This window comes from Microbacterium sp. PA5 (genome assembly GCF_049860775.1).
Lineage (GTDB): Bacteria > Actinomycetota > Actinomycetes > Actinomycetales > Microbacteriaceae > Microbacterium.
Map to the genome: position 1 here is coordinate 387,602 of NZ_CP187567.1, position 24,076 is coordinate 411,677.

Here is a 24,076-nt window from a genome sequence, read left to right on the forward strand (position 1 = left end):
CTTCCCGGCCTCCCCGGCCTCGGCCTTCGGGTCCCGATCACACCAGGGGCGAATCCATCTCCGCCACAGTCACTGAGGCCCGTCTCGGGCCCGTCCGTCAGACCTACGCAGGCACCGCCGAATTCCCGCCGCTGACGCGTGCGTACACCGAGGTGTCGCAAGTCGTCCGCGAGACCGGGCTCCTCAGACGCACCCCGTGGTTCTACACGATGGTCGCCACCCTCATCGCGCTCGGCTTCGCCGGCTGCGTGACCGGGTTCGTGCTGTTCGGCCACAGCTGGTTCCAGCTGCTGATCGCCGGTGCCCTCGGCATCCTGTTCACGCAGGTCGCCTTCCTCGGGCACGAGGCCGCCCACCGTCAGATCCTGACCTCCGGTCCCGGCAACGACCGGCTGGCCCGGGTGCTCGCCAACGGCGTCGTCGGCATGAGCTACTCGTGGTGGACCACCAAGCACACCCGCCACCACGCGAACCCGAACCGCGTCGGCAAGGATCCCGACATCGAGATCGACACGATCTCGTTCCTCGACACCGATGCCGCCTCGGCGCGGGGCCTGCGTCGCCTGATCACCAAGAAGCAGGGCTGGCTGTTCTTCCCGCTGCTGACGCTCGAGGGGCTGAACCTCCACGCCCTCGCGATCCGCCACCTCGGCAGCCGCGAGCCCGTCAAGGGCCGCTGGACCGAGATCGGACTGATCGCGCTGCGCTTCGGCATCTTCGTGGTGCCGGTCTTCATCTTCCTCCCCCTCGGCATGGCGTTCGCCTTCCTGGGAGTGCAGCTCGCGGTCTTCGGCGTCTACATGGGTGCCTCGTTCGCCCCGAACCACAAGGGGATGCCGGTCATCGCCCCCGACGCCAAGCTCGACTTCTTCAGCAAGCAGGTCCGCACCTCGCGCAACGTCGGCGGCGGCTGGTGGGCGACCTGGCTCATGGGCGGGCTGAACTATCAGGTCGAGCACCACCTGTTCCCCAACATGCCGCGCCCGCACCTGGCCCGCGCCCGCGAGATCGTGCGGGAGCAGTGCCGCACCCTGAACGTCCCGTACACGGAGACCACCCTGTGGCGCTCCTACGGGATCGTCATCGAGTACCTGAACCGCGTGGGCCTGGCCGCCCGCGACCCGTTCGACTGCCCGATGGTCGGCACCTACCGCCGCGTCTGAGCCGCGCTCGGGGCACAATGGGCCCATGCCGACCGACGACAGCGATGTGCTCGACGCGATCGTCGTCGAGCTGTACGCGCTCCCGCCGGCGGACTTCACCGCAGCGCGCGCCGCTCGGGGCGCGCAGGAGGACGGCGCTCTCGCCGCGCGCGTCGCGAAGATCCGCAAGCCCGTGGTGTCGGCGTGGGTGGTCGACCTGCTCGCCCGTGAGGGGCACCTGACCGAGGCGCTCGAGCTCGGTGCGGCGCTGCGCACCGCGCAGGACGACTTCGACGCCGCCGAGCTGGCCCGGCTGGGACGGCAGCGACGGCAGCTGGTCGCCGCTCTGGCCCGCACGGGGGCCGACCTGGCTGCGGAGCGCGGCGTGAGCGTCGGCGCCGGCGCGCAGCAGGACATCGAGGCGACGCTCAACGCCGCGCTCCTCGACCCGGTCGCCGCGTCGGCCGTGGCGTCGGGACGGCTGGCCAAGCCGCTCGACGCGGCCGGCGACGTCGATCCGGCGGACGCGCTCAGCGGCTCGACGCCGACCGCATCGGCACCTCCGCCTCCTGACGACGAGCTGGCCGAGCGCCGCGCGCGTCGCCAGGCGGAGAAGGCCGCGCGCGACGCCGAGCGCGACGCCGACCGTGCCGAGCGCGAGCAGACGCACGCCGAGGCCGCGCGCGAGCGTGCCGCCGACCGGGCGCAGCGCCTGCAGGAGCGCGTGGAGGAGCTCCGCCGGGAGCTCGAACGCGTCGCTCGCGAGGCGGACGCCGCAGCGGCCGCGCTCGAAGAGGCGGAGAGCGCCGCCCGCGACGCCGCCGCTGCCGCGCGGTCCGCCGCCCGGCGTGCGGAGGCGGCACGCGGCGCCCTGCCGGCCGACGGCTGAGCGGTGCCGGGATGCGTGCCCGGTCATGGGGATTGCGCGCGCCGGGCGAGGACGTGCGCGCGGGGCGGTCGCCGACTAACGTAGGCCGACGAGCGAGACGGCGACGGGGTTGTCGTCGTCGAGGATCATCGACGTGAGGAGCGCACATGCCCTTCCGGAGCAAGGAGACACTGGAGAAGTGGCTCGCCGAGTTCCACGCCGCCCGCGGCGCCGGTGACCTGATCCGCGTGATCGTCCAGGACGGTGCGGGTGGGGCCGACACGGGACTCGTGGTCGTGCCGCTGAACCAGGCCACCGTGTCGGTGTTCATGGAGCCGATCGAGATCGGTGACGCCCACTGGCGCATCACCCTCGAGCCGCAGCCCGACACGACCATCCTGAGCAGCCACCAGCTCCACGCGCTGGCGGTCGAGCTTCAGGTCGCGGCCGAGCTGTGCGCGTTCCTCGAGGCGAAGTCGAACGGATTCGAGGAGCCCGACACGGACGACTGAGGCCGCCGCCCACCGCCGTCCCGGGGACGCACGCGGAAGACGCACAGAAGGGGGTCGGCGACGCTCTGCAGCGCACCGGACCCCCTTCAATGGCCCCCCAGGGTACTTCTTCGTCTGACCCCCATCAGACGCTCTCAGCGTACCCCGCGCGATCGCCCCGATCGCCCGATTTCCGCGTCTTCACGCAACCCTGAGGGAGTGCTGAGGAAGTCTTCACACAACGCCCCCGGTCCCCTCTTCCCCGCCGCGAGCCGACAAGATTCGACCGAGCCGACACGCTCCGCGCGGCTCGAATCGTGTCGGCTCGCACACAGCGTGTCGGCTCGCGATCCGCCGCCGCGGGCGGCGTCAGCCGAGGACGTCGCGGCGCGCCAGGGCCACGGTGCCGAGGGCCACGAGCGCAGCGGAGCCGAGCCACAGGGCCGCCACCCCCGGCAGGTCCCAGCCCTGGGCGAGCGGCGCCCGCCCGAACGCCCACGCGTACGGGGAGAACGCCCGCAGGCCGTCGAGGCTCTCGCTGTTGTTGGCGACGGCCTGCAGCGCGTAGCCCGCGACGGCCACGCCGGCCCCCGCACCCACGGCCACGATCCGCCGTCCCGACAGCGCACCGCCGGCGAAGCCCGCCGTGGCCGAGAAGAGCCCGAGCCCGACCCACGACACCACGACCGCCAGGAGGTTCCCGGGATCGAGCTCCAGCTGGGCGGGGGAGTCGATCGCCCAGACGACCGCCCAGGCGAGCGCCCCGAGGAGGCAGAGCTTGCACAGCACCGCGAGGGCCGCCTCCATCGCGTACTGCGTGCGCCCCACCCCGTGGGCGAGGGTGAGCTCCAGGCGCCCGGACTCCTCCGCGCCGCCGGTCACGTCGCCCGCCCAGGCCACGCCCGCGATGGTGAGCAGCACGAAGCCCATCAGACCGAAGAACGTGGACTGGGTGTAGCCGCTGCCGCTCGTGATGTTCTCGTAGCCGAGCGTGCGGATCAGCTCGGGCGGGAGCGAGTCGAGCAGGCCCTGCAGCTCGGGGGTCTGCATCGACGGGAACAGCGGCAGGTACAGGAGCGCGACCGCGGTGAGCCCCAGCCCCCAGCCGATGAGGCCCCGCGCGCCGTCGCGCAGGAGCCGGCGCGTGATGGGCAGAGGCCGGCGCCGGATCGCGAGGGCGCTCATCGGTCCGTCTCCGACCGGGAGTACAGATCGAGGATCGACTCCTCGAGGTCGGGCTCCTCGACGGTGAGGTCCAGGAGGCGCCCGGCCATCAGGGCGCGCACGACGGCGTCGACCTCGCCCCGGACGGTGGCGGCGACGTGCACGGCGCCCGCCGAGGGCGAGGTGGTCACGGCGACGTCGGTGGCCGCCGGCACGCCCTCGAGGGCCGCCCGCAGCGTGTCGGCGGAGGCATCCACGATCACGGCCCGCAGGCGCCGGACGCTCGCCGACCGCAGCGACTCGACGGAGCCGCGCGCCACGATCCGCCCCTGCGCCAGGACGACCACCTCGTCGGCGGACTGCTGGATCTCGCTGAGCACGTGCGAGCTCAGCAGCACGGTCTGCCCGGCGTCGCGGGCCTCCCGCACCATCGTGAGGAACTCGCGCTGCACCAGCGGGTCCAGTCCGCTGGTGGGTTCGTCGAGCACGAGCAGCGGCGGTCGGTGCATGAAGGCCTGGACGAGCCCGATCTTCTGCTTGTTGCCCTTCGACAGCGTGCGCACGGGGCGGCCGAGGTCGAGGCCGAGGCGCTCGGCCAGCGCTTCGATCGTGCCGGGGGCGACGGGGCCGCTGATCTCCGCGAGGTGCGCGAGCAGCGCGCGGCCGCTGGTGCGGCCGTCGAGCCGCAGCTCGCCGGGCACGAACCCGATGCGGCGGCGCAGCGCGGCGCCGCCCGTGCGCGGGTCGGAGCCGAGCACCCGCACGGTGCCGGCCGAGGGGCGGATGATGTCCAGCAGCAGCCGGAGAGTGGTGGTCTTCCCGGCGCCGTTGGGGCCGACGAGGCCGAAGACGGTGCCGGGGTCGACGACGAGGTCGAGGTCGTGCAGGGCGGCGTGCGATCCGTAGCGCTTGCTGAGCGCGCGGGTCTCGATCACCGGGGTCATGGTGTTCCTTTCGAATCGGAGAGGGATCAGGGCGCGCGCGGCGCCGGCGGATCCGGATCCTGATTCGGGTCGCCCTCGCCCTTGTCGGACCGCGGCCCGACGCTGCGACCAGCGGGGCGCCCGTCCGTGAGGGCCTCCTCCGCCATCCGGAGGAAGCGATCGTCGGTGTAGAGGCCGTGGGTGTAGAGATCGATGATGGGCAGGGTGGCGCGCCGGGACAGCGCCGCCGACATCTCGGGCTCGCCGAAGGCGGCGGCCAGATGCTCCTGCAGGAGCAGCGGGGCCAGGCCGAGCACGGTCAGGTAGGCGCCGATCACCTCCCGGTCGGCGACGTCGCGCATGATGCCCGCGTCGATCTGCTCGTCGATCATGCGCCGGGTGCCGTCCAGGAACGCGGCGAACAGGTCGGCGCCCGCCTGCGATCCGTCGGTGAGCATGCGCGAGATGTAGCGCAGCAGCGGCCGGAAGGCCTCGACGTCGGCGAGCCACGACCGTATCGCGTCGGGGGCCGACGGGGAGGCGAGGGCGTCCTTGCGGGCGAACAGCTCGTCGGTGACGAGTGCGTCGCAGGCGTGCCGGAGACCCACCTTCGAACCGAAGTGGTGGAGGACGAGGCCCGGACTCACGCCGGCCCGCTCCGCGATGTCGCGCACGCGCGTGTGGGCGAAGCCGTGCCGGCCGAAGAGGTCGATCGCGGCGTCGCGGATCCGCGCACGGGCGGTCAGATCCGAGGCTGAACTCACGTTCAGTACGCTATACCGCCGTTCAGTTTCGGGCAAGGGTGGCGGCACCGCCGGCTCCATGTCCCCCGAAATACCGACTGACGGACGGCCGCGACCTTGTTACCGTCGCTCTATGACCCCCACCGAACAGACCGCGGTTTCGCGCGCGACGGGGCACGGACTCGGGATCACCGCTCTCGCCCTCGCGATCGCGACGCCGGTCGCCGCCGTGGCGGGGTGGATCTGGGCGGCCTCGACGCCCGGCATGGCAGCCCTCGGCGTCGGCATCCTCGCCCTCTACGCCGTCGCGGGGCTGGCGGTCATCGCGATCATCGTCGGGCTGGTGTCGCTGGCCGTCTCCAAGCCCAACAGTCTCGCCAAGGTCTCGCTGCTGCTCATCGCGGCGACGGCGATCGTGCTCGTGATGCTGATCTTCCCGCCGACGCTCTGGTTCGCCTGACCCGGCCGTTCGCCTGACCCGGCCGTTCGCCTGACCGGCCCCTCGCCTGACCCGGTCCCGGCCGCTAGAGCCGGTTGCCGGCCTCGGTGAGCACGGCGCGCAGGATCGCCTCGATCTCGTCGAACTGCGCCGGCCCGATCGTCAGGGGCGGAGCGAGCTGGATGACCGGGTCGCCGCGGTCGTCGGCGCGGCAGTAGAGGCCGGCGTCGTAGAGGGCGCCCGACAGGAACCCGCGCAGCAGCCGCTCGGACTCGTCGTCGTCGAACGTCTCCTTCGTCGCCTTGTCCTTGACGAGCTCGATGCCGAAGAAGTAGCCGTCGCCGCGCACGTCGCCCACGATCGGCAGGTCGGTGAGCCGCTCCAGCGTCGAACGGAAGACGGGGGAGTTGTCGCGCACGTTCTGGAGGAGTCCCTCGTCCTCGTAGATGTCGAGGTTCGCCAGCGCCACCGCGGCGGCGACCGGGTGACCCGCGAACGTGTACCCGTGAGGGAAGGACATGTCGCCGTGGGCGAACGGCTCGTAGATGCGGTCGCTGATGATCGTCCCGCCCATCGGCACGTAGCCGCTGGTGACCGCCTTGGCGAAGGTGATCATGTCGGGCTGGTAGTCGTAGGCGTCGCACGCGAAGTACTCGCCGATCCGCCCGAAGGCGCAGATCACCTCGTCGCTGACGAGCAGCACGTCGTAGCGGTCGCAGATCTCCCGCACCCGCTGGAAGTAGCCGGGCGGCGGCGGGAAGCATCCTCCGGAGTTCTGCACGGGCTCCAGGAACACCGCGGCCACCGTGTCGGGCCCCTCGAACTGGATCATCTCCTCGATGCGGTCCGCCGCCCACACCCCGAACTCCTCGGGGGTCGAGCCGGTGAAGCCCTGCTCGCCGGCGCGGTAGTAGTTGGTGTTCGGCACGCGGAAGCCGCCGGGGGTGACCGGCTCGAACATCGACTTCATGCCGGGCAGGCCGGTGATCGCCAGCGCTCCCTGCGGCGTGCCGTGGTAGGCGATGAAGCGCGAGATCACCTTGTGCTTGCCGGGCTTGCCCTGGATCTTCCAGAACTGCTTGGCGAGCTTGAACGCGGTCTCGACCGCCTCGCCGCCGCCGGTCGAGAAGAACACGTGGTTGAGGTCGCCGGGGGCGAGGTCGGCGAGGCGCGCGGCGAGCTCGATCGCCGACGGGTGCGCGTACGACCAGATCGGGAAGAAGGCGAGCTTCTCGGCCTGCGCCGCGGCCGTCTCGGCGAGCACCCTGCGGCCGTGGCCGGCGTTGACGACGAACAGGCCCGACAGGCCGTCGATGTACTGCTTGCCCGCGGCGTCCCAGATGTGGTGCCCCTCGCCGCGCACGATGACCGGGACGCCCCGCTCCATCGTGGACTGGCGTGAGAAGTGCATCCACAGATGGTCCTTCGCCATCCGCTGGAGCTCGGCCTCGGTCCGCTGCATAGCCACCATGACCCGAACCTACTCGCGCGGCCGCTCCCTTCGCGCCGGGGGCGCCGAAATCGCACGAACTGCGCGGGCCGGCCCGTCCGGCGCACACTTCGTGCGATCTGGGCCGCCGAGACGGGGGAGGATGGAGGGATGAGCCGCACATTCGTCGTCACCGGCGCGGGATCGGGCATCGGCGCCGTCCTCGCCCGCCGCCTCATCGGCCGAGGGGACCGTCTCGTCGTCGTCGCCCGCGATGCCGACCGCGCGCAGGACCTGCTCGCAGACCTCCCCGGCAGCACCGCGGTCATCGCCGACCTCGCCGACCCCGCGTCGCTCGAGGCGGCCGTCGCGACGGCCGATCTGCCGTCGCACATCGACGCGGTCGTCCACGCGGCCGGGATCGTCGAGCTGGGCGAGGTGGGCGCACTGCCCGTGTCGGCGTGGACGTCGCAGCTCGCGGTCAACCTCGTCGCTCCCGCCGAGCTCACCCGGCTGCTCCTCCCGCGGGTGCGCGCCGCACGCGGGCAGGTCCTGTTCGTGAACTCCGGCGCAGGGCTCACCGCCCACCCGCAGTGGAGCGCCTACGCCGCGAGCAAGCACGGTCTGCGGGCCCTCGCCGACGCCCTGCGCGGCGAGGAGGCCGCCCACGGCGTGCGGGTGACGAGCGTCTACCCCGGCCGCACCGCCACGCCGATGCAGGCGCAGGTGCACGCGCAGGAGGGCGCCGCCTACGACCCCTCCCGCTTCATCGACCCCGACTCGGTGGCCGCCGCGATCCTCGCCGCGCTCGACGCGACGCCCGACGCCGCCCTCACCGACATCACGGTGCGTCCCGGGCCGCGCTGAGCGTCCTCTGTCGGCGGGCGCGGCGCATGCACTAGGGTCCCCGTCAGGCCCTCGACACAGGCGAGCGGCCCGGGTCGCCGGCGCACGGGAGCGTCGCGCCCGCACGGGACGGCGCGCGTCCGACGCGCCGGAGAGGGGATGCCATGAGCGACTTCGGCTCGACGACGCCGATCCGCCTGGACCGCAGCGACGGGAAGGGCCTGGCCCGCGGCACCCTGGGCCTGTGGGGCTCGACCGTGATCGGCCTGGCCTCCACCGCGCCGGTCTACTCGCTCGTCGCCACGCTCGGCTACGTCGTGCTGGCGGTCGGCGGGCAGGCGCCCATCGCGTTCGTCATCGCCTTCGTGCCGATGCTCTTCATCGCCTTCGCCTACCGCGAGCTGAACAACGACGTGCCGGACTGCGGCACGACGTTCACCTGGGGGACGAAGGCGTTCGGCCCGTGGGTCGGGTGGATGGGCGGCTGGGGCGTGGCGGTCGCGGGCATGGTCGTGCTCGCGAACCTCGCCCAGATCGCGTCGGTCTACTTCTGGTCGCTGATCGGCTTCGACATCGAGAGCGACGACTGGCGGATCGTCGCGGTGGGCGTGTTCTTCATCGCCGCGATGACGTACATCAGCTGGCGCGGAGTGGAGATTGGCGAGCGGATCCAGAACATCCTGCTCGCCGTCCAGTACCTCGCCCTGTTCATCTTCGTGGTCGCCGCCCTCACGCAGTTCTTCTCCGGCGACGCGCCCGACCCGACGCCGTTCGACTGGCAGTGGCTGAACCCGTTCGCCTTCGCCGACTGGGCCGGATTCACCCAGGCCGTGCTGCTGGCGCTGTTCATCTACTGGGGCTGGGACACCTGCCTCGCGCTGAACGAGGAGACGAAGGACCCGAAGCGGATCCCCGGGCTCGCAGCGCTGCTCACCTGCATCCTCCTGCTCGTCACCTACGTCTCGGTCACGATCGCGGCGATGATGTACGCCGGACTCGGCGAGGACGGCGTGGGCCTCGGCAACGAGGCCAACGCCGACGACTTCTTCCTCGCGATCAAGGACGGTCTGCTCGGGCCGTGGGGATGGCTCCTGGTCGTGGCCGTCCTCATCTCGGCGGTCTCCTCGACGCAGACGACGATCCTGCCGACGGCGCGGGGAACGCTCGCGATGGGCGTGTACCGGGCCCTCCCCGCGCGGTTCAAGCAGGTCCACCCGACCTACAAGACGCCGTCGTTCTCGACCCTCGTCATGGGCGTCGTGGCGTCGCTGTACTACATCGGCATGACGCTCGTCAGCGACGACATCCTGCAGGACTCCATCCTGTCGCTCGGCCTCGCGATCGCGTTCTACTACGCGATCACCGGCTACGCGTGCGTCTGGTACTTCCGCAAGGACCTGTTCACATCGCCGCGCAACGTCGTCTACCGCCTGGTGCTGCCGCTGCTGGGCGCCCTCATGCTGACGTACGCGTTCGTGCAGTCCGCGATCGACATGTGGGACGTGGACTACGGCTACTCGGGGGAGCTCCTCGGCGTCGGCAGCACGTTCGTCATCGGCATCGGCGCGCTGCTGGTGGGCGTCGTGCTGATGTTCGTCTGGTTCCTGTTCCCCCGGTCCAAGCCGTTCTTCCAGGGCAGGAGCCTCAACCGCGACACCGAGGTCATGGTGCCCGAGGAGCCGGAGGTCTACACGCGCTCCATCGACGGCGGGGTGTGAGGGCGCTCAGCGACGCGCGGCGCGCGACGCGCGGCGGGTGCGCACGGCGAGCGGACGCACGCGCGAGCGCGATCCCCTGAGGCTGTCGGCCCGACGGTCTCCGTTGTCCGTCGCGCCGCGTCGTTCCGACAACACCCTGCTGCCCGACATGGCTCCGCGCCCCGGCCGGCGCACGGCCACGGTGCGGCCGCGAGGGGCCGACACGGCGACGAGGGGAGCACGGCGGCGCCCGCCGCGTGCGACCATGTCGCCGCGCGCGGACCGGGACTCGCGGACGGGCTCCGGCGCGAGGGCGTCGCGCGTGGACACGGCGGCGCCGGCGGGGGCGACCGCTCCGAGGCGCCGCACGGCGCGCTCGAGCAGGTGCACCCAGGACAGCACGCCGCCGAAGGCGAGCACCTCGAAGGCGGCCAGGTTCAGGATGCCGGTGAACATCAGCACGATGCCGACCACCAGCACCGCGACGGCGGTCATCGCGTAGCGCGACAGGAAGCGGGGCAGCTCGGGCAGGGTGCGGCGGCTGACGATGACCAGGCCGAGGAAGCTCAGCATGACGCCGTTGGCAGCGCGATCGTGCAGGAATTCGTTCAGCGTGAGCGGGATGACGCCGATGAGGGCCAGGCACACCCCGAGCGTCACCAGCAGCGGCGGCAGCAGGCGTGCGGCGCGGGCGTCGGCGATGCGCCCTTCGGACATCGCGTTCGCCAGATGGACGGCCAGCGGAATCCCCGCCGCGGCGATCACGAGGCCGCTGAGGATCACGCCCGTGTTGAAGGTGTACCCCGAGGTGTCGGCGAACATGCCCAGGCGGCTGAAGTGCAGGTGCCACCACACGGGGTCCACGGTGCCGGACGCGGCCAGCAGGATCGCTGCGCACAGAATCGCAGCGCCCCACATGGCAGAGGGGCGCTGTGCGCGGGCAAGGTTCGAGAATCGCCGCACGGTCGGGTGCGGTTCGGGTAGGGCGAAGCTCGAGGACATCGGGCGCCTCTTCATCGTGGTCCGGGTGGGGCTTCCCAGCGTGCTGCCTGCCCCCTCCGGATGTTTTCCGGACACGAACTCCCCCAGGAGTTCGAGTGAGTCATACTCGAATCTACGCAATTTCTCGATTCGAGTTTGTCCCCCGAATGGGGGACATGTATTGTGTCATCAGCGCCGGCCACCGGGGGGAGGTTCGGCGCCCCAGACGGATCTCGGGGGGACTGGGGCCACAACGTCACCGTTTGGGAAAAACGATGAGAAAGGTTCCCCTCAGGAGCGGACATCACAGCGATGGCTCCTGAGGGGAACCTGGATCGCGACGCCTAAAGCCGTTTGGGGGAACGGCCGCAGGTGGAGCTGGGGGGCATCCGTTGCGGGCGCGCATGCGTTCCGCCACAAGAGTACCGTGTCAACCTGGGAAATTCATCGTTTCAGCACTATGCGACCCGTCGTTGCCTTCTGAGCAGCCGGTCGCATCGTCCCAGGGCGCACAATGGGCCTGTGACGGATGCTCTCGGTCCCACCGCGGCCGCGGTGCTCGACGCGGCGCGCGCGCGTCTCGCGACGGCGCCGCGCGAGCCGCTCGGCGAGTGGGCGTCGAGCCGCCGGCTGCTCGGACTGGGCCGGTCCCCGCGCATCGTGCGGGTCGGCGAGGCATGGCATCTCGGGGTGCTGCTGGTGGCCGAGGACGCTCTGTACGCGACGGGCGAGATCCTGCGCGCCCGGGAGGACGTCGTCCGCGGCTTCACCGCGCAGTCCCAGCGCGAACGCGCCGAACGGGCCGCCGCCGCCTTCCGCGGCGGCTTCGCGGAGGGTGAGGCCCTCCACCTCGGCTGGTCGCCGATCGACGTCGACGCGGTCGACGCGGGCGGCTCGTCCGGGCCGCTCAGCAGCGCCGGCGGGGCCCCGATGATCCGCTGGAGCGCGAGCGGCGCGGTGCGCCCGCTCGCCGACTACGTCGCGGACCAGCTTGCGCTCACGGGCCGGTGACACGAGATGGACACGCGAGCGAAGTAGGGTGTGCATCAGGAGGTTTCGCATGCAGGTATGGCCGGGAGCTCCGTATCCCCTGGGGGCCACGTTCGATGGCAACGGCACCAACTTCGCGCTGTTCAGCGAGGGCGCCGAAAGGGTCGAGCTGTGTCTTTTCGACGATGACGGCGCCGAGACGAGGGTGGAGCTGCGCGACGTCGACGCGTACGTGTGGCACGCCTATCTTCCGACGATCCAGCCGGGGCAGCGGTACGGCTACCGCGTGCACGGACCGAACGATCCCGCGAACGGGCTCCGCTACAACCCGAGCAAGCTGCTCCTGGACCCCTACGCCAAGGCGGTCGACGGCGAGGTCGAGTGGGGACAGCCGGTCTTCGGCTACACGTTCGGCGATCCCGACTCGCACAACGACGAGGACTCCGCCGCCCACATGATGAAGGGCGTCGTCGTCAACCCGTTCTTCGACTGGGCCGGCGACCGCCTGCCCAAGACGCCGTACGCCGAGAGCGTGATCTACGAGGCGCACGTCAAGGGGCTCACCCAGCTGCACCCCGAGATCCCCGAGGAGATCCGCGGCACCTACAGCGCCATCGGGCACCCGGTCATCATCGAGCACCTGAAGAAGCTCGGCGTCACGGCCATCGAGCTCATGCCGGTGCACCAGTTCGTCAACGACTCCACGCTCCAGGAGAAGGGGCTGTCGAACTACTGGGGCTACAACACGATCGCCTTCCTCGCCCCGCAGAACACGTACTCCGCCCTCGGCCAGCGCGGCCAGCAGGTGCAGGAGTTCAAGGGGATGGTGCGCGCGCTCCACGCCGCCGGCATCGAGGTGATCCTCGACGTCGTCTACAACCACACCGCCGAGGGCAACCACCTGGGACCCACGCTGTCGATGAAGGGCATCGACAACGTCGCGTACTACCGGCTCGAGGACGACGACAAGCGCTACTACACGGACTACACCGGCACGGGCAACAGCCTGAACGTCGGCAACCCGCACACGCTGCAGCTGATCATGGACTCGCTGCGCTACTGGGTGCTCGAGATGCACGTCGACGGGTTCCGCTTCGACCTCGCCGCGACGCTGGCCCGGGAGTTCTACGAAGTCGACCGCCTGGCCGCCTTCTTCGAGCTCGTGCAGCAGGATCCGGTGGTCTCGCAGGTCAAGCTCATCGCCGAGCCGTGGGACATCGGTCCCGGCGGCTACCAGGTCGGGAACTTCCCGCCGCAGTGGACGGAGTGGAACGGCAAGTACCGCGACACCGTCCGCGACTTCTGGCGCGGCGAGCCGTCGACCCTGGGCGAATTCGCATCCCGTCTCACCGGCTCGGCCGATCTGTACGAGCACTCCGGCCGGCGGCCCGTGGCGTCGATCAACTTCGTGACCGCCCACGACGGGTTCACGCTGCGCGACCTCGTCTCGTACAACGAGAAGCACAACGACGCGAACGGGGAGGACGGCAACGACGGCGAGTCGCACAACCGCTCCTCCAACAACGGCGTCGAGGGCCCCACGGACGACCCCGCGGTCCTCACGCGCCGGGCGCGCCAGCAGCGCAACTTCCTGGCGACGCTGCTGCTCAGCCAGGGCGTGCCGATGATCAGCCACGGCGACGAGCTCGGCCGCACGCAGGGCGGCAACAACAACGGGTACGCGCAGGACAACGAGGTGACCTGGGTCGACTGGACCTCGATCGACCAGCCGCTCATCGAGTTCACCGCGGCGCTGGCGCGGCTGCGCCGGGAGCACCCGACGTTCCGCCGCAGCCGCTTCTTCAACGGCCGCCCCGTGCGCCGCGAGGAGGGGGCGCCCATCCCCGACATCGCCTGGGTGCGTCCGGACGGCACGCAGATGCAGCCCGAGGACTGGGACTCCGGCTTCGGTCGGGCGATCGGCGTGTTCCTCAACGGCGACGGCATCCGCGAGCGCGACCGCCGCGGCGAGGAGATCCACGACCGGCACTTCTTCCTCCTCTTCAACGCGGGCGACGAGCCGGTGGACTTCACGATCCCGGACGTCGACGCTAGTCCGCGGTGGGAGGTCGTGATCGACACGTCCGGTGAGCGCGCGGACAGTGAGCCGCTCGCGGGCGGCGACGCATTCGCACTCCAGCCGAAGGCGCTGGTGGTGCTGCGCGACCACGAGGAGACCGAGCCCGACGTCGACCACTCCGTCGCCGCGTCGCTGGCGGCGCGCACCACTCCCATCGACACCATCCCGGCGCACGCGCCGCAGGCCGAGCTGCCCGGCTGAGCGGGCGGGAAGTCATGACCCGTCGCCCCGTCTCGACCTATCGGCTGCAGATCCGGCCCTCGTTCGGCCTCGACGACGCCGCGGCGCTCGTGCCGTACCTGCACGATCTCGGCGTGGACTGGGTCTACCTCTCGCCCATCCTGCAGGCGGCCGAGGGGTCCGAGCACGGCTACGACGTCGTCGACCCCACGCGCGTGGACGAGTCCCGCGGCGGGCCGGACGCGCTCGCCCGCTTCGCGGCGGCCGCGCGCGGGGAGGGCCTCGGCATCCTCGTCGACATCGTGCCCAACCACCAGGGCGTCGCCGATCCCCGGCACAACCCCTGGTGGGCGGACGTGCTCCGTCGGGGCCGGGACTCGACGCTCGCCGCAGCCTTCGACATCGACGGGGACCACGGCGACGGCCGGGTGCGCCTGCCGGTGCTGGGATCGACGCTGGACGAGGTGATCCGCGCCGGTGAGCTGACCGTCTCACCCGGGCTCCCGGCGGGCGTCGGCGACGCCGGGCCCGCGGGGTCCGGCACCGCTTCCGACGAGCGCGGGGCGGACGCGATCGGGTGGGCGGGGGCGACGGGTTTCGCACGCTACTTCGACACCGTGCTGCCGCTGGCGGACGGCACGGCCCCGGCGGCGGAGACCTCGGATGCCGAGGAGGTGGCGGCCGTGCTCGCTCGTCAGCACTGGGAGCTCGTCCACTGGCGCGACGAGGCCCACGCGCTCAACTACCGCCGGTTCTTCACGATCACGACCCTCGCGGGGGTGCGGGTCGAGCGCCCCGAGGTGTTCGAGGCCAGCCACCGCGAGGTGCTCCGCTGGTTCCGCGACGGACTCGCCGACGGGCTGCGCATCGATCATCCCGACGGCCTCGCCGATCCCGGCGGGTATCTCGACGACCTGGAGCGGGCCGTACGCGGCGTGCGGGACGACGACGAGGCACCCTACGTCGTCGTGGAGAAGATCCTCGAGCACGGCGAGACGCTCCCGGGCTGGTGGGCGACCGACGGCACCACCGGCTACGACGCGATGGCCGAGGTCGACCGCGTGCTCATCGATCCCCGGGGCGAGGCGGGGCTCACCGCCCTCGACGCACGCCTGCGCGCCGACACGGGCCTCCCGCCGTCGCCCGGCTGGGCAGACCTCACCCACGAGACCAAGCGCGGCGTGGCCGACGGAGCGCAGGCTGCGGAGGTCGGCCGGCTCGTGCGGTGCCTTCCCGCGCCGGTGCGGGACGCGCTGGGCGCCGATGTCGCCCGCGACGCGCTCGCCGAGCTGCTCGCCTGCTTCCCCGTCTACCGCTCCTACCTTCCGGACGGCCGCGAGCATCTGGACCGCGCGGCCGCCGAGGCTGCGTCCCGCCGTCCGGACCTCGCTCCGGCGGTGGCTGCGATCGCGCCGCTTCTGGCGGATCCAGGCCTCGAGCTGTCACGCCGGTTCATGCAGACGACCGGGCCGGTGATGGCCAAGGGCGTGGAGGATGCCGCGTTCTATCGCGACACCCGCCTGGGCACCCTCACCGAGGTCGGCGGCGACCCGTCGGTGTTCTCGCTCGACGTCGACGGATTCCACGCCGCGGCCGAGCGCCGCCAGTCCGCGTGGCCCCACGCGATGACCGCGCTGTCGACGCACGACACCAAGCGCAGCGAGGACGTGCGCGCCCGGCTGTCGGTGCTGGCCGAGGTGCCCGAGCGCTGGGCGACGGCGCTGGACCGGCTCCGGGAGGTCGCCTCGACCGGGCACGGCCCCTTCGACGCCCTGGTCTGGCAGGCGATCGTCGGCGCATGGCCCGCGGCGTCCGCACGGCTCCGGGACTATGCGATCAAGGCGGCGCGCGAGTCCGCCGAGCGCACCTCGTGGGCGGCGCCCCACGCCGGGTTCGAGGAGCGCATCGACGACCTCGTGGCCGCGGCGCACGGCCGCGCCGTGTCGATCGTCAACGACCTCGTCGCAGACATCGCGCCGGCCGGGTGGTCCAACGCCCTTTCGGCGAAGCTGCTGCAGCTGGCGGGCCCGGGTGTCCCCGACGTCTACCAGGGCACCGAGCTGTGGGATCTGTCGCTCGTCGACCCCGACAACCGCCGGCCGGTCGACTTCGCCGCGCGGCGACGCCTGCTCGCCGAGCTCGACGAGGGGCTGCTGCCCCCGGTGGACGATTCGGGCGCCGCGAAGCTGCTGCTGACCTCGCGCGCGCTGCGGCTGCGCCGGGACCGTCCCGAGCTGTTCACCCGGTACACGCCCATGACGGTCGCCGGGCCGGCGTCCGGGCATGCGATCGCGTTCGACCGCGGTGGCGCGCTCGCCGTCGCCACGCGGCTTCCCGTGGGCCTGGCCGCTGCCGGCGGATGGCGCGACACCGTCCTGCTCCGCCACAGCGGCCCGACCGTCGACGTGCTCACGGGTCGTCTCTTCGCGGGCGGCGAGCTGGCCCTCGCCGAGCTGCTCGACCTCTATCCGGTGGCGCTGCTGGCGCCGGTCGAGTGAGTGCGATGACCGCCTGCCGTTCCACGCGGATGACGACCCGCCGTTCGCGGCGATGACGAGAGAGAGGCCGGGGATGATCGAGGTGTGGGCGCCGCGGGCGGCGCGCGTGCGACTGCGCAGGCCGGGACTCGACGACGTCGAGCTGGCGGAGGACGCCGGCTGGTGGCGGTCGGAGATCGCCCTCGCGAGCGGTGACGAGTACGGCTTCGTCCTCGGCGACGGCGACGACCTCCGTCCCGACCCGCGGTCGCGTCGCCAGCCGCGCGGGGTGCACGAGGCCTCGGCCTGGTTCGATCCGACCGCCTTCGCCTGGACCGATGCCGCGTGGACCGGCCGGCAGCTGGCGGGCGGACTGATCTACGAGCTCCACGTCGGCACCTTCACGCCCGAGGGGACCCTCGATGCGGCGGCGGCCCGACTGTCCCACCTGGTGGGGCTCGGCGTCACCCACATCGAGCTGCTTCCCGTGAACGGATTCAACGGCACGCACAACTGGGGCTACGACGGCGTGCTCTGGTACGCGGTGCAGGAGGAGTACGGCGGCCCCGCGGCCTACCAGCGGTTCGTCGACGCGGCGCACGGCGCCGGACTGGCCGTCATCCAGGACGTCGTCTACAACCACCTGGGCCCGAGCGGCAACTACCTTCCGGAGTTCGCGCCCTACCTGCGTGACGCGGAGCACAACACCTGGGGCGCGAGCCTGGACCTGGACCGGCCGGAAGTGCGCGCCTTCATCGTCGACAACGCGCTGTCCTGGATGCGCGACCACCACGTCGACGGGCTGCGCCTGGACGCCGTGCACGCGCTGCGCGAGTCGCCCGACAGCCCGGTGCACATCCTCCGCGAGCTCGCCGAGCGCACCGATGCGCTGAGCGCCCACCTCGGCCGTCCGCTCACCCTCATCGCCGAGAGCGACCTGAACGATCCCGTCATGATCCTGCCCCGCGAGGCCGGCGGGCACGGCCTCACCGCGCAGTGGTCGGACGACTGGCATCACGCCGTGCACGTCGCGGTCACGGGAGAGGTCGAGGGCTACTACGCGGATTTCGACGCCCTCGAGGCGCTCCCGAAGGTGTGGGCGTCGGGCTTCTTCCACGACGGCACGCACTCGTCGTTCCGCGGACGCGACCACGGCGCGCCCCTGCCCGACGACGTGCCCTCGTGGCGTCTGGTGACCTTCGCCCAGGACCACGACCAGATCGGCAACCGCGCGGCCGGCGACCGCCTCTCCGCGACGCTGTCGCCGGAGCGGCTGGCCGTGACGGCGGTCCTGACCCTGACCGCGCCGGGCACGCCGATGCTCTTCATGGGTGAGGAATGGGGGGCCTCGACGCCCTGGCAGTTCTTCACCTCCCACCCCGAGCCCGAGCTGGCGGCGGCCACCGCCGCGGGACGCAAGGCGGAGTTCGCACGGATGGGCTGGGACGAGTCGCTCGTGCCGGATCCCAACGACCCCGAGACCTTCCGGCGATCGGTCCTCGACTGGAGCGAGCCGGAGGGCGGCGACCACGCCCGTCTCCTGGACCTCTACCGGCGGCTGGCGCGGCTGCGCCGTGAGCGGCCGGAGCTCACCGACCCGCGCTCGGCAGGTCACGGCGGGGCGGCGGCCGAGGCGATCGGCGGCCGCGTCTACGAACTCGCCCGCGGCGACGCGCGCGTGCTCGTGAACCTCTCCGCCGTGCCGTGGGAGGTGCCCGTCCGCCCCGGCGAGACGCTGTGGCTCACGACCCGCGGCGAGCCGGGCGACGGCGAGGGCGGCCGCACCGAGAAGTGGGTGCTCCCGCCCGAGACCGCGCTGGTCGTCGGACCGGCCTAGCCCCGGGCACTGTCAAGGCCCTGTCGCCGGCCGCCGGCAGCGCCTACGTTCGGATCATGGCCTCCCCCACGCCCCGCGCCGATATCGTCCGACAGGTCGCCGTGCTCTCCGCGGTGAGCTTCATGATCGTCGCGGCCATGGTCGGCACCGGGCTGTTCGGCGGCACCAACGTGCGTGATCTGCAGGGCGGAGCGCTGGACGCGGACTCGACGGTGCTGGCCCCCGACCGTCCCGCGTTCGCCATCTGGTCGGTCATCTACGTGCTCATGGCGGCCTACGCCGTCTGGCAGGCGCTCCCCGGGCAGCGCAGCCGTGCCCGGCAGCGCGCGGTCGGCGGCTGGATCGCCCTCACCGCGGTGCTCAACGGGGCCTGGCTGCTGGCCGCGCAGTTCCTGAACCTGATCGCCACCGTCATCGCGATCGTCGTGCTGCTCGTCGCCCTGGCGGCGACGCTGCGCGTGCTCGTCGCCCAGCCGCCGGAGGGACCCCTCGACGTGGGGCTCATGGACGTCACGGTGGGCCTCCACCTCGGCTGGGTGGCCCTGGCGACGGTGGCCAACGTGACCGCGTGGCTCACGGCGGAGGTCGCCCCCGCATCGTGGGCCGGTGCCGCCGAGCCGGTCGCGATCGGCGTGCTCGCCGTCGTGGCCGTCATCGGGTCGGCCCTCGCCCTCGGCACCGGAGGACGCCTCGCGCCGGCGGTCGCCATGGCGTGGGGCCTCGTGTGGATCGGCGTCGCGCGGGCCACGGGCGAGCCGGCGTCGACGCCCATCGCCATCGCCGCGATCGTCGCGGCGATGGTCGTCCTCTTCGCGGCCGTCCTCGTGCGCGTCGCGTGGCGTCCCGGGGCGGCGACGTCCGGTACGGCCGCCTGACCGCGCCGCACCGGGCGACGGCTCAGGCCGATCCGCGGCGGACGAGCCGCGTCGCGAAGTCCCGCGGGCCGGGGGAGCCGGGGCGTCCCTCGACGATGTCGGCCACGGCGGTCACCGCGGCGGCGGCCATGTCGCGGATGGGCTGTCGCACCGTGGTGAGAGGCGGGGAGAGCCACGCCGCGGCGGGGATGTCGTCGAAGCCGACCACGAGCACGTCGCGGCCGACCGCCAGCCCGAGGTCGTCGGCCGCGCGGTAGACGCCCACCGCCATCTCATCCGAGCAGGCGAACACGCCCACGGTCCCGCCGCCCGCCGTCGCCCGGCGCAGGGCCGGGCGGGCAGCTGCTCGCGCCTCCTCCGCACCCCACGACGCGTGCACCCGCTCGCACGGCACATCGTCTCCGAGCCCGGCGAGGAAGCCCGCCACGCGGTCACGGCCGAAGCGGTACGACGGCGCCCCCTCGACGACCACGACGGCGGAGACGCCGCGCGTGCGCAGCAGGCGGGCGGCGTCGCGCACACCCGTGCGGTCGGTCGAGCGCACCGACGGCAGGGGGTGGCGCTGGTCGGAGCGCGGATCGAGGAGCACGACGGGGATGCCGGTGGCCGACACGACGCGCAGCTGCGCGTCGGTGGGAAGGAGGAGCCCGAGCACGACCCCAGCCGGGCGGCGGGCCCGCAGGCGCTCCGGCCAGTCGTCGCCGGGGGCGTCGCGCTCGCCGGTGAGGACGAGGTCGTACCCGCGGTCGGAGGCCGCCGCCCGCGCACCGGCGATCACCTCGTCGGCCCACGGTCCCCCGAAGTGGGACAGCACGAGATCGATGAGGTCGTCAGCCTGCCGGCGGGGGCGGCCGCGGGCGGTGGCGCCGCGGTCGTAGCCGACACGGCGGGCCTCGGCGGCGATCCGGGCGCGCGTCGCGGGGGACAGGTCACCCGCCCCGCGCAGGGCCCGCGAGACGGTGCTCGCGCTCACGCCGCAGGCGGCGGCGATCGCGGCGAGGGTCGGCGAGGAGCGCATCCTCTATTTTTGCGCACACCGATGGCGCGCGCGCGGCGGGTTTGCGAGGGTCGTCCCAGGAAGGGAGCACCAATGTCCGCCGCTCACGCCGTCGTCGATCTGGATGTCACCGGAGACACCATCAGCCGCCACCTCTACGGGCACTTCGCCGAGCACCTGGGGCGGTGCATCTACGGCGGATTCTGGGTCGGGGAGGACTCCGACATCCCGAACGTCCGCGGCATCCGCTCCGATGTGGTCGACGCCCTCCGCGCCCTGCGCGTGCCGAACCTGCGCTGGCCGGGGGGATGCTTCGCCGACGAGTACCACTGGCGCGACGGGGTCGGCCCCCGCGCAGAGCGCCCGACCATGGTGAACACGCACTGGGGCGATGTGGTCGAGGACAACGCCTTCGGGACCCATGAGTTCATGGACCTCTGCGAGATGCTCGGCGCCGACGCGTACGTCAACGGGAATGTCGGCAGCGGCACCGTGCAGGAGATGAGCGAATGGGTCGAGTACCTGACCCGCTCCGGCGACAGCCCCATGGCGCGGCTGCGGCGGGCGAACGGGCGGGACGAGCCCTGGCAGGTCGCGTTCTGGGGCCTCGGCAACGAGGCATGGGGATGCGGCGGCCACATGACGCCCGACTACTACACGTCGCTGGCGCGGCGGTATGCGACGTTCTGCCGCGACCACGACGGCAACCGGCTCACGCGGATCGCCGCGGGCGCCGCCGACGCGGACCTGCGGTGGACCCACGCCCTGATGGCGTCGGCGGTCTCGTCGAACACCCCCGACCCGCAGGCGTCCCCGTACCAGGCGATCTCGTTCCACTACTACACGCATTCCGGAACGGGCATACAGCGGGAGTCGGCCACCGAGTTCGACGCCGAACAGTACTACCGGACGCTCGCGCACGCCGCCGGCGTCGAGCGGGTGATCTCCGCCCACGAGGCCGTGATGGACGCGTACGATCCCGAGCGCCGCATCGGACTGGTGTGCGACGAGTGGGGGACCTGGTGGCGGGTGGAGCCGGGCACCAACCCGGGCTTCCTCTTCCAGCAGAACACCGTGCGCGACGCGCTCGTGGCGGGACTGCACTTCGACGCCTTCCATCGGCACGCCGGGCGGCTGCGGATGGCCAACATCGCCCAGACCCTCAACGTGCTGCAGGCGATGATCCTGACCGACGACGAGGGAGGGCTGGTGCTCACGCCGACCTACCACGTGTACGAGATGAACGTCGGTCACCACGACGCCGCCTCGGCGCCCTCGCACGTCGTGCGCTCCCCGGCCGCCACCGTCGGCGACGAGGAGCTGCCCCTCCTCTCGCTGTCGGCGTCGACGCGCGGGGCCACCGCGCTGCTCTCACTCACCCACTCGGGGATCGAGGGTCCGCTGCCGGTGACCGTCGACCTCCGCGGCCGTCGGGCCGTCGTCGCGCGGGCGCGGGTGCTCACGGGGCCCGACGCGCAGGCGCACAACACTCCCGAGGCCCCCGACGCGGTCGCCCCCGCGCCGCTCGACGCCGAGGTCGGTGCCGACGGCGTCCTCCGCCTCACCCTCCCGGCGCACGCCTTCGCGACGGTCGAGCTGACGCTGGAGTGAGGGGCGCGGCGGCGAGCCGCGGAGCCGCCGGCGGGCGTCAGCGCCGGATCGACACGTCGACGATCCGGCGATCCGCCGCGGTGACCTCGTGCACCGCTCCGGTGAGCTCGAGCACGGCCGTCGTCTCGCGCTCCGCGCACGACGGGCCGACCCACAGGTCGATGGCGCCCGGCTCCACGATGCGGCGGCCGTCCCTGCCGGCGAAGGCCAGCCGCGTGGCCGGCACGTCGAAGTGCACGGTGACCTCCTCGCCCGGTTCGAGCTCGACGCGGGCGAACGCGACGAGCTGCGCCACCGGCCGGGTGACGCTCGCGAACCGGTCGCGGGCGTAGAGCTGGACGACGTCCGCCCCGCGCCGGGAGCCCGTGTTGCGCACCCGCACGCTGGCCGGGAATCCCGCCCCCGCGTCGGCCCCGGCCGGCACCTCGAGGGCGTCGTGGGCGAACGCGGTGTACGACAGTCCGTGGCCGAAGGGCAGCGCGGGGGTGTTGTCGGCGCTCGTGACCTCGTTCGGGCCGCCCAGGAGCGGGTGGAGGTAGGAGTAGGGCTGCACCCCGGCGGAGCGGGGGAGCGAGACCGGCAGGCGTCCGGAGGGCGAGACCCGCCCGGTCACGATGTCGGCCAGCGCCGTGCCGCCCTCCTCGCCCGGGAAGAAGGCCTGTACGGCCGCCGCGGCGGCGTGCTCGCCGCGCAGTGCCCAGTCGATCGCGTAGGGGCGGCCCGATACCACCACGAGCACGACCGGCGTGCCGGTGGCGAGGATCCGCTCCGCGAGCTCGCGCTGCACGCCGGGCAGCTCCAGCGACTCCGCATCGTTGCCCTCTCCGACGGTTCCCCGGCCGAACAGACCCGCGCGGTCGCCGACGACGACGAACGCGACGTCCGCGGAGCGGGCGGCGTCCTCGGCCGCGGTGAAGCCGGACCGGTCCTCGCCCTCGGCGTCGCAGCCGTGTGCGAGGGTGACCTCTGCGCCGTCCAGCGCGTCGGTCAGCGCGGCGGCGAACGAGGGGATCTCGAACCCGAGGGGGACCCCGGGATGGTGGGCGAGCACGTGATTGGCGAACGAATAGCAGCCCATGAGCGCCTCGGCGCTGTCGGCGTTGGGCCCGACGACCGCGACCCGGAGCGGCGCCTGCGCCGGCGCCTGCAGCGGCAGGGTGCCGTCGTTGGTGAGGAGGACGATCGAGGCGGTCGCCAGATCGCGGGCCGCCTGACGGTGAGCCGGGGAATCGAGGTCGACGGACGTCGGCGGCTCGTCGAAGACGGCGTCGAGCAGGCCCAGCTCGTCCTTCTGGGTGAGCACCCGCAGGACGGCGCGGTCGATGATCTCGGGGTCCAGCCCTCCGGAGCGCGCCAGCTCGATCAGCGGCCCCGTGAACGCGTCGCCGGTGGGCAGCTCGACGTCGATGCCGGCGGACAGCGCGAGCACGGCCGCCTCGCCGAGGTCCTGTGCGACCCCGTGCATGGTGTGCAGGAACGCGACGGAGAAGTAGTCCGACACGACCACGCCGTCGAAGCCCCACTCCCCGCGCAGGAGATCGGTGAGGTATGCCGGCGTGGCCGCCACCGGCACCCCGTCGATCTCGGCATAGGAGTTCATCACCGAGCGCACCCCGCCGTCGCGCACCGCCATCTCGAACGGCGGCAGGAAGACGTCGGCGAGCTCGCGCGGGCCGGCGTGGACCGGCGCGTGGTTGCGCCCGCCCTGCGATCCCGAGTACCCGACGAAGTGCTTGAGCGTGGCGTGCACGCCGGCGTCCTGGAGGCCGCGCACGTACGCGGTGCCCAGGACGCCCACCACGTACGGGTCCTCGGCGATGCACTCGTCGACGCGTCCCCAGCGCGGGTCGCGGATGACGTCGAGGACCGGGGCCAGCCCCTGGTGGATGCCCAGCGCGCTCATCGACTCTCCGATGAGGCGGCCCATGCGCTCGACGAGCTCGGGGTCGAACGATGCTCCCCACGCGAGCGGTGTGGGGAAGGTGGCCGCCTTCCAGGCGGCGAGCCCGGTGAGGCACTCCTCGTGGACGATGGCGGGGATGCCCAGCCGGGTCTCCTCCACCAGCCGGCGCTGCTCGCCCCACAGCCAGCCGGCGCGCTCGACCGGATCGACCGGCCGGGTGCCGTAGACGCGCGTCAGGTGCCCGATGCCGTGGCGGGCGGCGTCTTCGTAGCGCGTGGAGCTGGCCATCTCGCCGGCCATCGGCGCCACGAGCTCGTCGCCCTGGTCGACCCAGAACCCGACGAGCTGGGCGATCTTCTCCTCGAGGCTCATGCGGGCCAGGAGGCTCGCGACGCGGGTCGAG

The 24,076-nt window shown here is 72.5% G+C and carries 19 protein-coding genes; 12 read left to right on the forward strand and 7 right to left on the reverse strand.

Annotation, left to right across the window (positions count from 1 at the left end):
* Nucleotides 1-56 precede the first annotated feature (56 nt).
* From ACPWUT_RS01805 to ACPWUT_RS01815, 3 genes are all read left to right on the forward strand, one after another.
* Nucleotides 57-1,163 carry a fatty acid desaturase family protein gene (locus ACPWUT_RS01805; protein WP_284528819.1) on the forward strand — a complete coding sequence of 369 codons (1,107 nt, stop codon included), beginning with the start codon at nt 57-59 and terminating at the stop codon, nt 1,161-1,163.
* 25 nt (nt 1,164-1,188) lie between these two features.
* Nucleotides 1,189-2,031 (forward strand): transposase, encoded by an 843-nt coding sequence (locus ACPWUT_RS01810; protein WP_425840042.1) that lies wholly within the window; start codon nt 1,189-1,191, stop codon nt 2,029-2,031.
* 146 nt (nt 2,032-2,177) lie between these two features.
* Nucleotides 2,178-2,522 carry a hypothetical protein gene (locus ACPWUT_RS01815; RefSeq protein ID WP_284528722.1) on the forward strand — a complete coding sequence of 115 codons (345 nt, stop codon included), beginning with the start codon at nt 2,178-2,180 and terminating at the stop codon, nt 2,520-2,522.
* Nucleotides 2,523-2,870: 348 nt separating this feature from the next.
* Here the strand turns inward: ACPWUT_RS01815 and ACPWUT_RS01820 are convergent, their stop codons facing one another.
* The 3 genes from ACPWUT_RS01820 to ACPWUT_RS01830 are packed head-to-tail and all read right to left on the reverse strand — an operon-like array spanning nt 2,871 to nt 5,352.
* Nucleotides 2,871-3,686 (reverse strand): ABC transporter permease subunit, encoded by an 816-nt coding sequence (locus tag ACPWUT_RS01820; RefSeq protein WP_425840045.1) that lies wholly within the window; start codon nt 3,684-3,686, stop codon nt 2,871-2,873.
* Entirely contained in the window at nt 3,683-4,609 is a 927-nt protein-coding gene (locus ACPWUT_RS01825; protein WP_425840048.1) for an ABC transporter ATP-binding protein, read from the reverse strand. Before ACPWUT_RS01825 ends, ACPWUT_RS01820 begins: the two co-directional genes overlap by 4 nt.
* Before the next feature lie 26 nt (nt 4,610-4,635).
* On the reverse strand, nt 4,636-5,352 hold the full coding sequence (locus ACPWUT_RS01830) for a TetR family transcriptional regulator (RefSeq protein ID WP_425840051.1): 717 nt from the start codon (nt 5,350-5,352) through the stop codon (nt 4,636-4,638).
* A 112-nt stretch (nt 5,353-5,464) separates the two neighbouring features.
* On the opposite strand from ACPWUT_RS01830, the gene ACPWUT_RS01835 reads away from it, so the two are divergent.
* Nucleotides 5,465-5,791: a hypothetical protein gene (locus ACPWUT_RS01835; protein ID WP_284528726.1), complete on the forward strand. Its 327-nt coding sequence runs from the start codon at nt 5,465-5,467 to the stop codon at nt 5,789-5,791.
* A 64-nt stretch (nt 5,792-5,855) separates the two neighbouring features.
* On the opposite strand, the gene ACPWUT_RS01840 is transcribed toward ACPWUT_RS01835, so the two are convergent.
* Nucleotides 5,856-7,241: an aspartate aminotransferase family protein gene (locus tag ACPWUT_RS01840; RefSeq protein WP_425840054.1), complete on the reverse strand. Its 1,386-nt coding sequence runs from the start codon at nt 7,239-7,241 to the stop codon at nt 5,856-5,858.
* A 129-nt stretch (nt 7,242-7,370) separates the two neighbouring features.
* On the opposite strand from ACPWUT_RS01840, the gene ACPWUT_RS01845 reads away from it, so the two are divergent.
* Nucleotides 7,371-8,066, forward strand: coding sequence for an SDR family oxidoreductase (locus ACPWUT_RS01845; RefSeq protein ID WP_284528728.1), 696 nt, complete (start codon nt 7,371-7,373; stop codon nt 8,064-8,066).
* A 143-nt stretch (nt 8,067-8,209) separates the two neighbouring features.
* On the forward strand, nt 8,210-9,763 hold the full coding sequence (locus tag ACPWUT_RS01850; protein WP_284528729.1) for an APC family permease: 1,554 nt from the start codon (nt 8,210-8,212) through the stop codon (nt 9,761-9,763).
* Nucleotides 9,764-9,769: 6 nt separating this feature from the next.
* Here the strand turns inward: ACPWUT_RS01850 and ACPWUT_RS01855 are convergent, their stop codons facing one another.
* Nucleotides 9,770-10,597: a DUF998 domain-containing protein gene (locus ACPWUT_RS01855; protein WP_425840059.1), complete on the reverse strand. Its 828-nt coding sequence runs from the start codon at nt 10,595-10,597 to the stop codon at nt 9,770-9,772.
* Nucleotides 10,598-11,245: 648 nt separating this feature from the next.
* On the opposite strand from ACPWUT_RS01855, the gene ACPWUT_RS01860 reads away from it, so the two are divergent.
* The 5 genes from ACPWUT_RS01860 to ACPWUT_RS01880 all read left to right on the forward strand — a co-directional run bounded on the left by ACPWUT_RS01860 (nt 11,246) and on the right by ACPWUT_RS01880 (nt 19,162).
* The gene (locus ACPWUT_RS01860; protein WP_284528731.1) at nt 11,246-11,734 is read left to right on the forward strand and encodes a glutaminase; all 489 of its coding nucleotides are present in this window, start codon (nt 11,246-11,248) and stop codon (nt 11,732-11,734) included.
* A gap of 49 nt (nt 11,735-11,783) precedes the next feature.
* A complete protein-coding gene (gene glgX, locus ACPWUT_RS01865) occupies nt 11,784-13,994 on the forward strand; it encodes a glycogen debranching protein GlgX (protein ID WP_284528732.1) in 2,211 nt (736 codons plus the stop codon).
* A 14-nt stretch (nt 13,995-14,008) separates the two neighbouring features.
* Nucleotides 14,009-16,471, forward strand: a complete 2,463-nt coding sequence (gene treY / locus ACPWUT_RS01870) for a malto-oligosyltrehalose synthase (protein ID WP_425840063.1) — start codon at nt 14,009-14,011, stop codon at nt 16,469-16,471.
* A 73-nt stretch (nt 16,472-16,544) separates the two neighbouring features.
* The gene (gene treZ / locus ACPWUT_RS01875; protein WP_425840066.1) at nt 16,545-18,287 is read left to right on the forward strand and encodes a malto-oligosyltrehalose trehalohydrolase; all 1,743 of its coding nucleotides are present in this window, start codon (nt 16,545-16,547) and stop codon (nt 18,285-18,287) included.
* A 56-nt stretch (nt 18,288-18,343) separates the two neighbouring features.
* Nucleotides 18,344-19,162 carry a tryptophan-rich sensory protein gene (locus ACPWUT_RS01880; RefSeq protein WP_425840069.1) on the forward strand — a complete coding sequence of 273 codons (819 nt, stop codon included), beginning with the start codon at nt 18,344-18,346 and terminating at the stop codon, nt 19,160-19,162.
* A 22-nt stretch (nt 19,163-19,184) separates the two neighbouring features.
* Here the strand turns inward: ACPWUT_RS01880 and ACPWUT_RS01885 are convergent, their stop codons facing one another.
* Complete coding sequence (locus ACPWUT_RS01885) at nt 19,185-20,180, reverse strand: LacI family DNA-binding transcriptional regulator (RefSeq protein WP_284528736.1); 996 nt, start codon at nt 20,178-20,180, stop codon at nt 19,185-19,187.
* A gap of 72 nt (nt 20,181-20,252) precedes the next feature.
* Between ACPWUT_RS01885 and ACPWUT_RS01890 the strand changes: the two genes are divergently transcribed.
* Entirely contained in the window at nt 20,253-21,770 is a 1,518-nt protein-coding gene (locus ACPWUT_RS01890) for an alpha-N-arabinofuranosidase (protein ID WP_284528737.1), read from the forward strand.
* Between the two features lie 37 nt (nt 21,771-21,807).
* On the opposite strand, the gene ACPWUT_RS01895 is transcribed toward ACPWUT_RS01890, so the two are convergent.
* Nucleotides 21,808-24,045, reverse strand: coding sequence for a beta-glucosidase (locus tag ACPWUT_RS01895; RefSeq protein WP_425842341.1), 2,238 nt, complete (start codon nt 24,043-24,045; stop codon nt 21,808-21,810).
* Between the last annotated feature and the right edge of the window lie 31 nt (nt 24,046-24,076).

Coding starts and splice junctions, on each gene's coding strand:
- ACPWUT_RS01810 (WP_425840042.1), top strand. CDS start 1,189: ATGCCGACCGACGACAGCGATGTGCTCGACGCGATCGTCGTCGAGCTG.
- ACPWUT_RS01815 (WP_284528722.1), top strand. CDS start 2,178: ATGCCCTTCCGGAGCAAGGAGACACTGGAGAAGTGGCTCGCCGAGTTC.
- ACPWUT_RS01820 (WP_425840045.1), bottom strand. CDS start 3,686: ATGAGCGCCCTCGCGATCCGGCGCCGGCCTCTGCCCATCACGCGCCGG.
- ACPWUT_RS01825 (WP_425840048.1), bottom strand. CDS start 4,609: ATGACCCCGGTGATCGAGACCCGCGCGCTCAGCAAGCGCTACGGATCG.
- ACPWUT_RS01835 (WP_284528726.1), top strand. CDS start 5,465: ATGACCCCCACCGAACAGACCGCGGTTTCGCGCGCGACGGGGCACGGA.
- ACPWUT_RS01840 (WP_425840054.1), bottom strand. CDS start 7,241: ATGGTGGCTATGCAGCGGACCGAGGCCGAGCTCCAGCGGATGGCGAAG.
- ACPWUT_RS01845 (WP_284528728.1), top strand. CDS start 7,371: ATGAGCCGCACATTCGTCGTCACCGGCGCGGGATCGGGCATCGGCGCC.
- ACPWUT_RS01850 (WP_284528729.1), top strand. CDS start 8,210: ATGAGCGACTTCGGCTCGACGACGCCGATCCGCCTGGACCGCAGCGAC.
- glgX (WP_284528732.1), top strand. CDS start 11,784: ATGCAGGTATGGCCGGGAGCTCCGTATCCCCTGGGGGCCACGTTCGAT.
- treY (WP_425840063.1), top strand. CDS start 14,009: ATGACCCGTCGCCCCGTCTCGACCTATCGGCTGCAGATCCGGCCCTCG.
- treZ (WP_425840066.1), top strand. CDS start 16,545: ATGATCGAGGTGTGGGCGCCGCGGGCGGCGCGCGTGCGACTGCGCAGG.
- ACPWUT_RS01880 (WP_425840069.1), top strand. CDS start 18,344: ATGGCCTCCCCCACGCCCCGCGCCGATATCGTCCGACAGGTCGCCGTG.
- ACPWUT_RS01885 (WP_284528736.1), bottom strand. CDS start 20,180: ATGCGCTCCTCGCCGACCCTCGCCGCGATCGCCGCCGCCTGCGGCGTG.
- ACPWUT_RS01890 (WP_284528737.1), top strand. CDS start 20,253: ATGTCCGCCGCTCACGCCGTCGTCGATCTGGATGTCACCGGAGACACC.
- ACPWUT_RS01895 (WP_425842341.1), bottom strand. CDS start 24,045: ATGAGCCTCGAGGAGAAGATCGCCCAGCTCGTCGGGTTCTGGGTCGAC.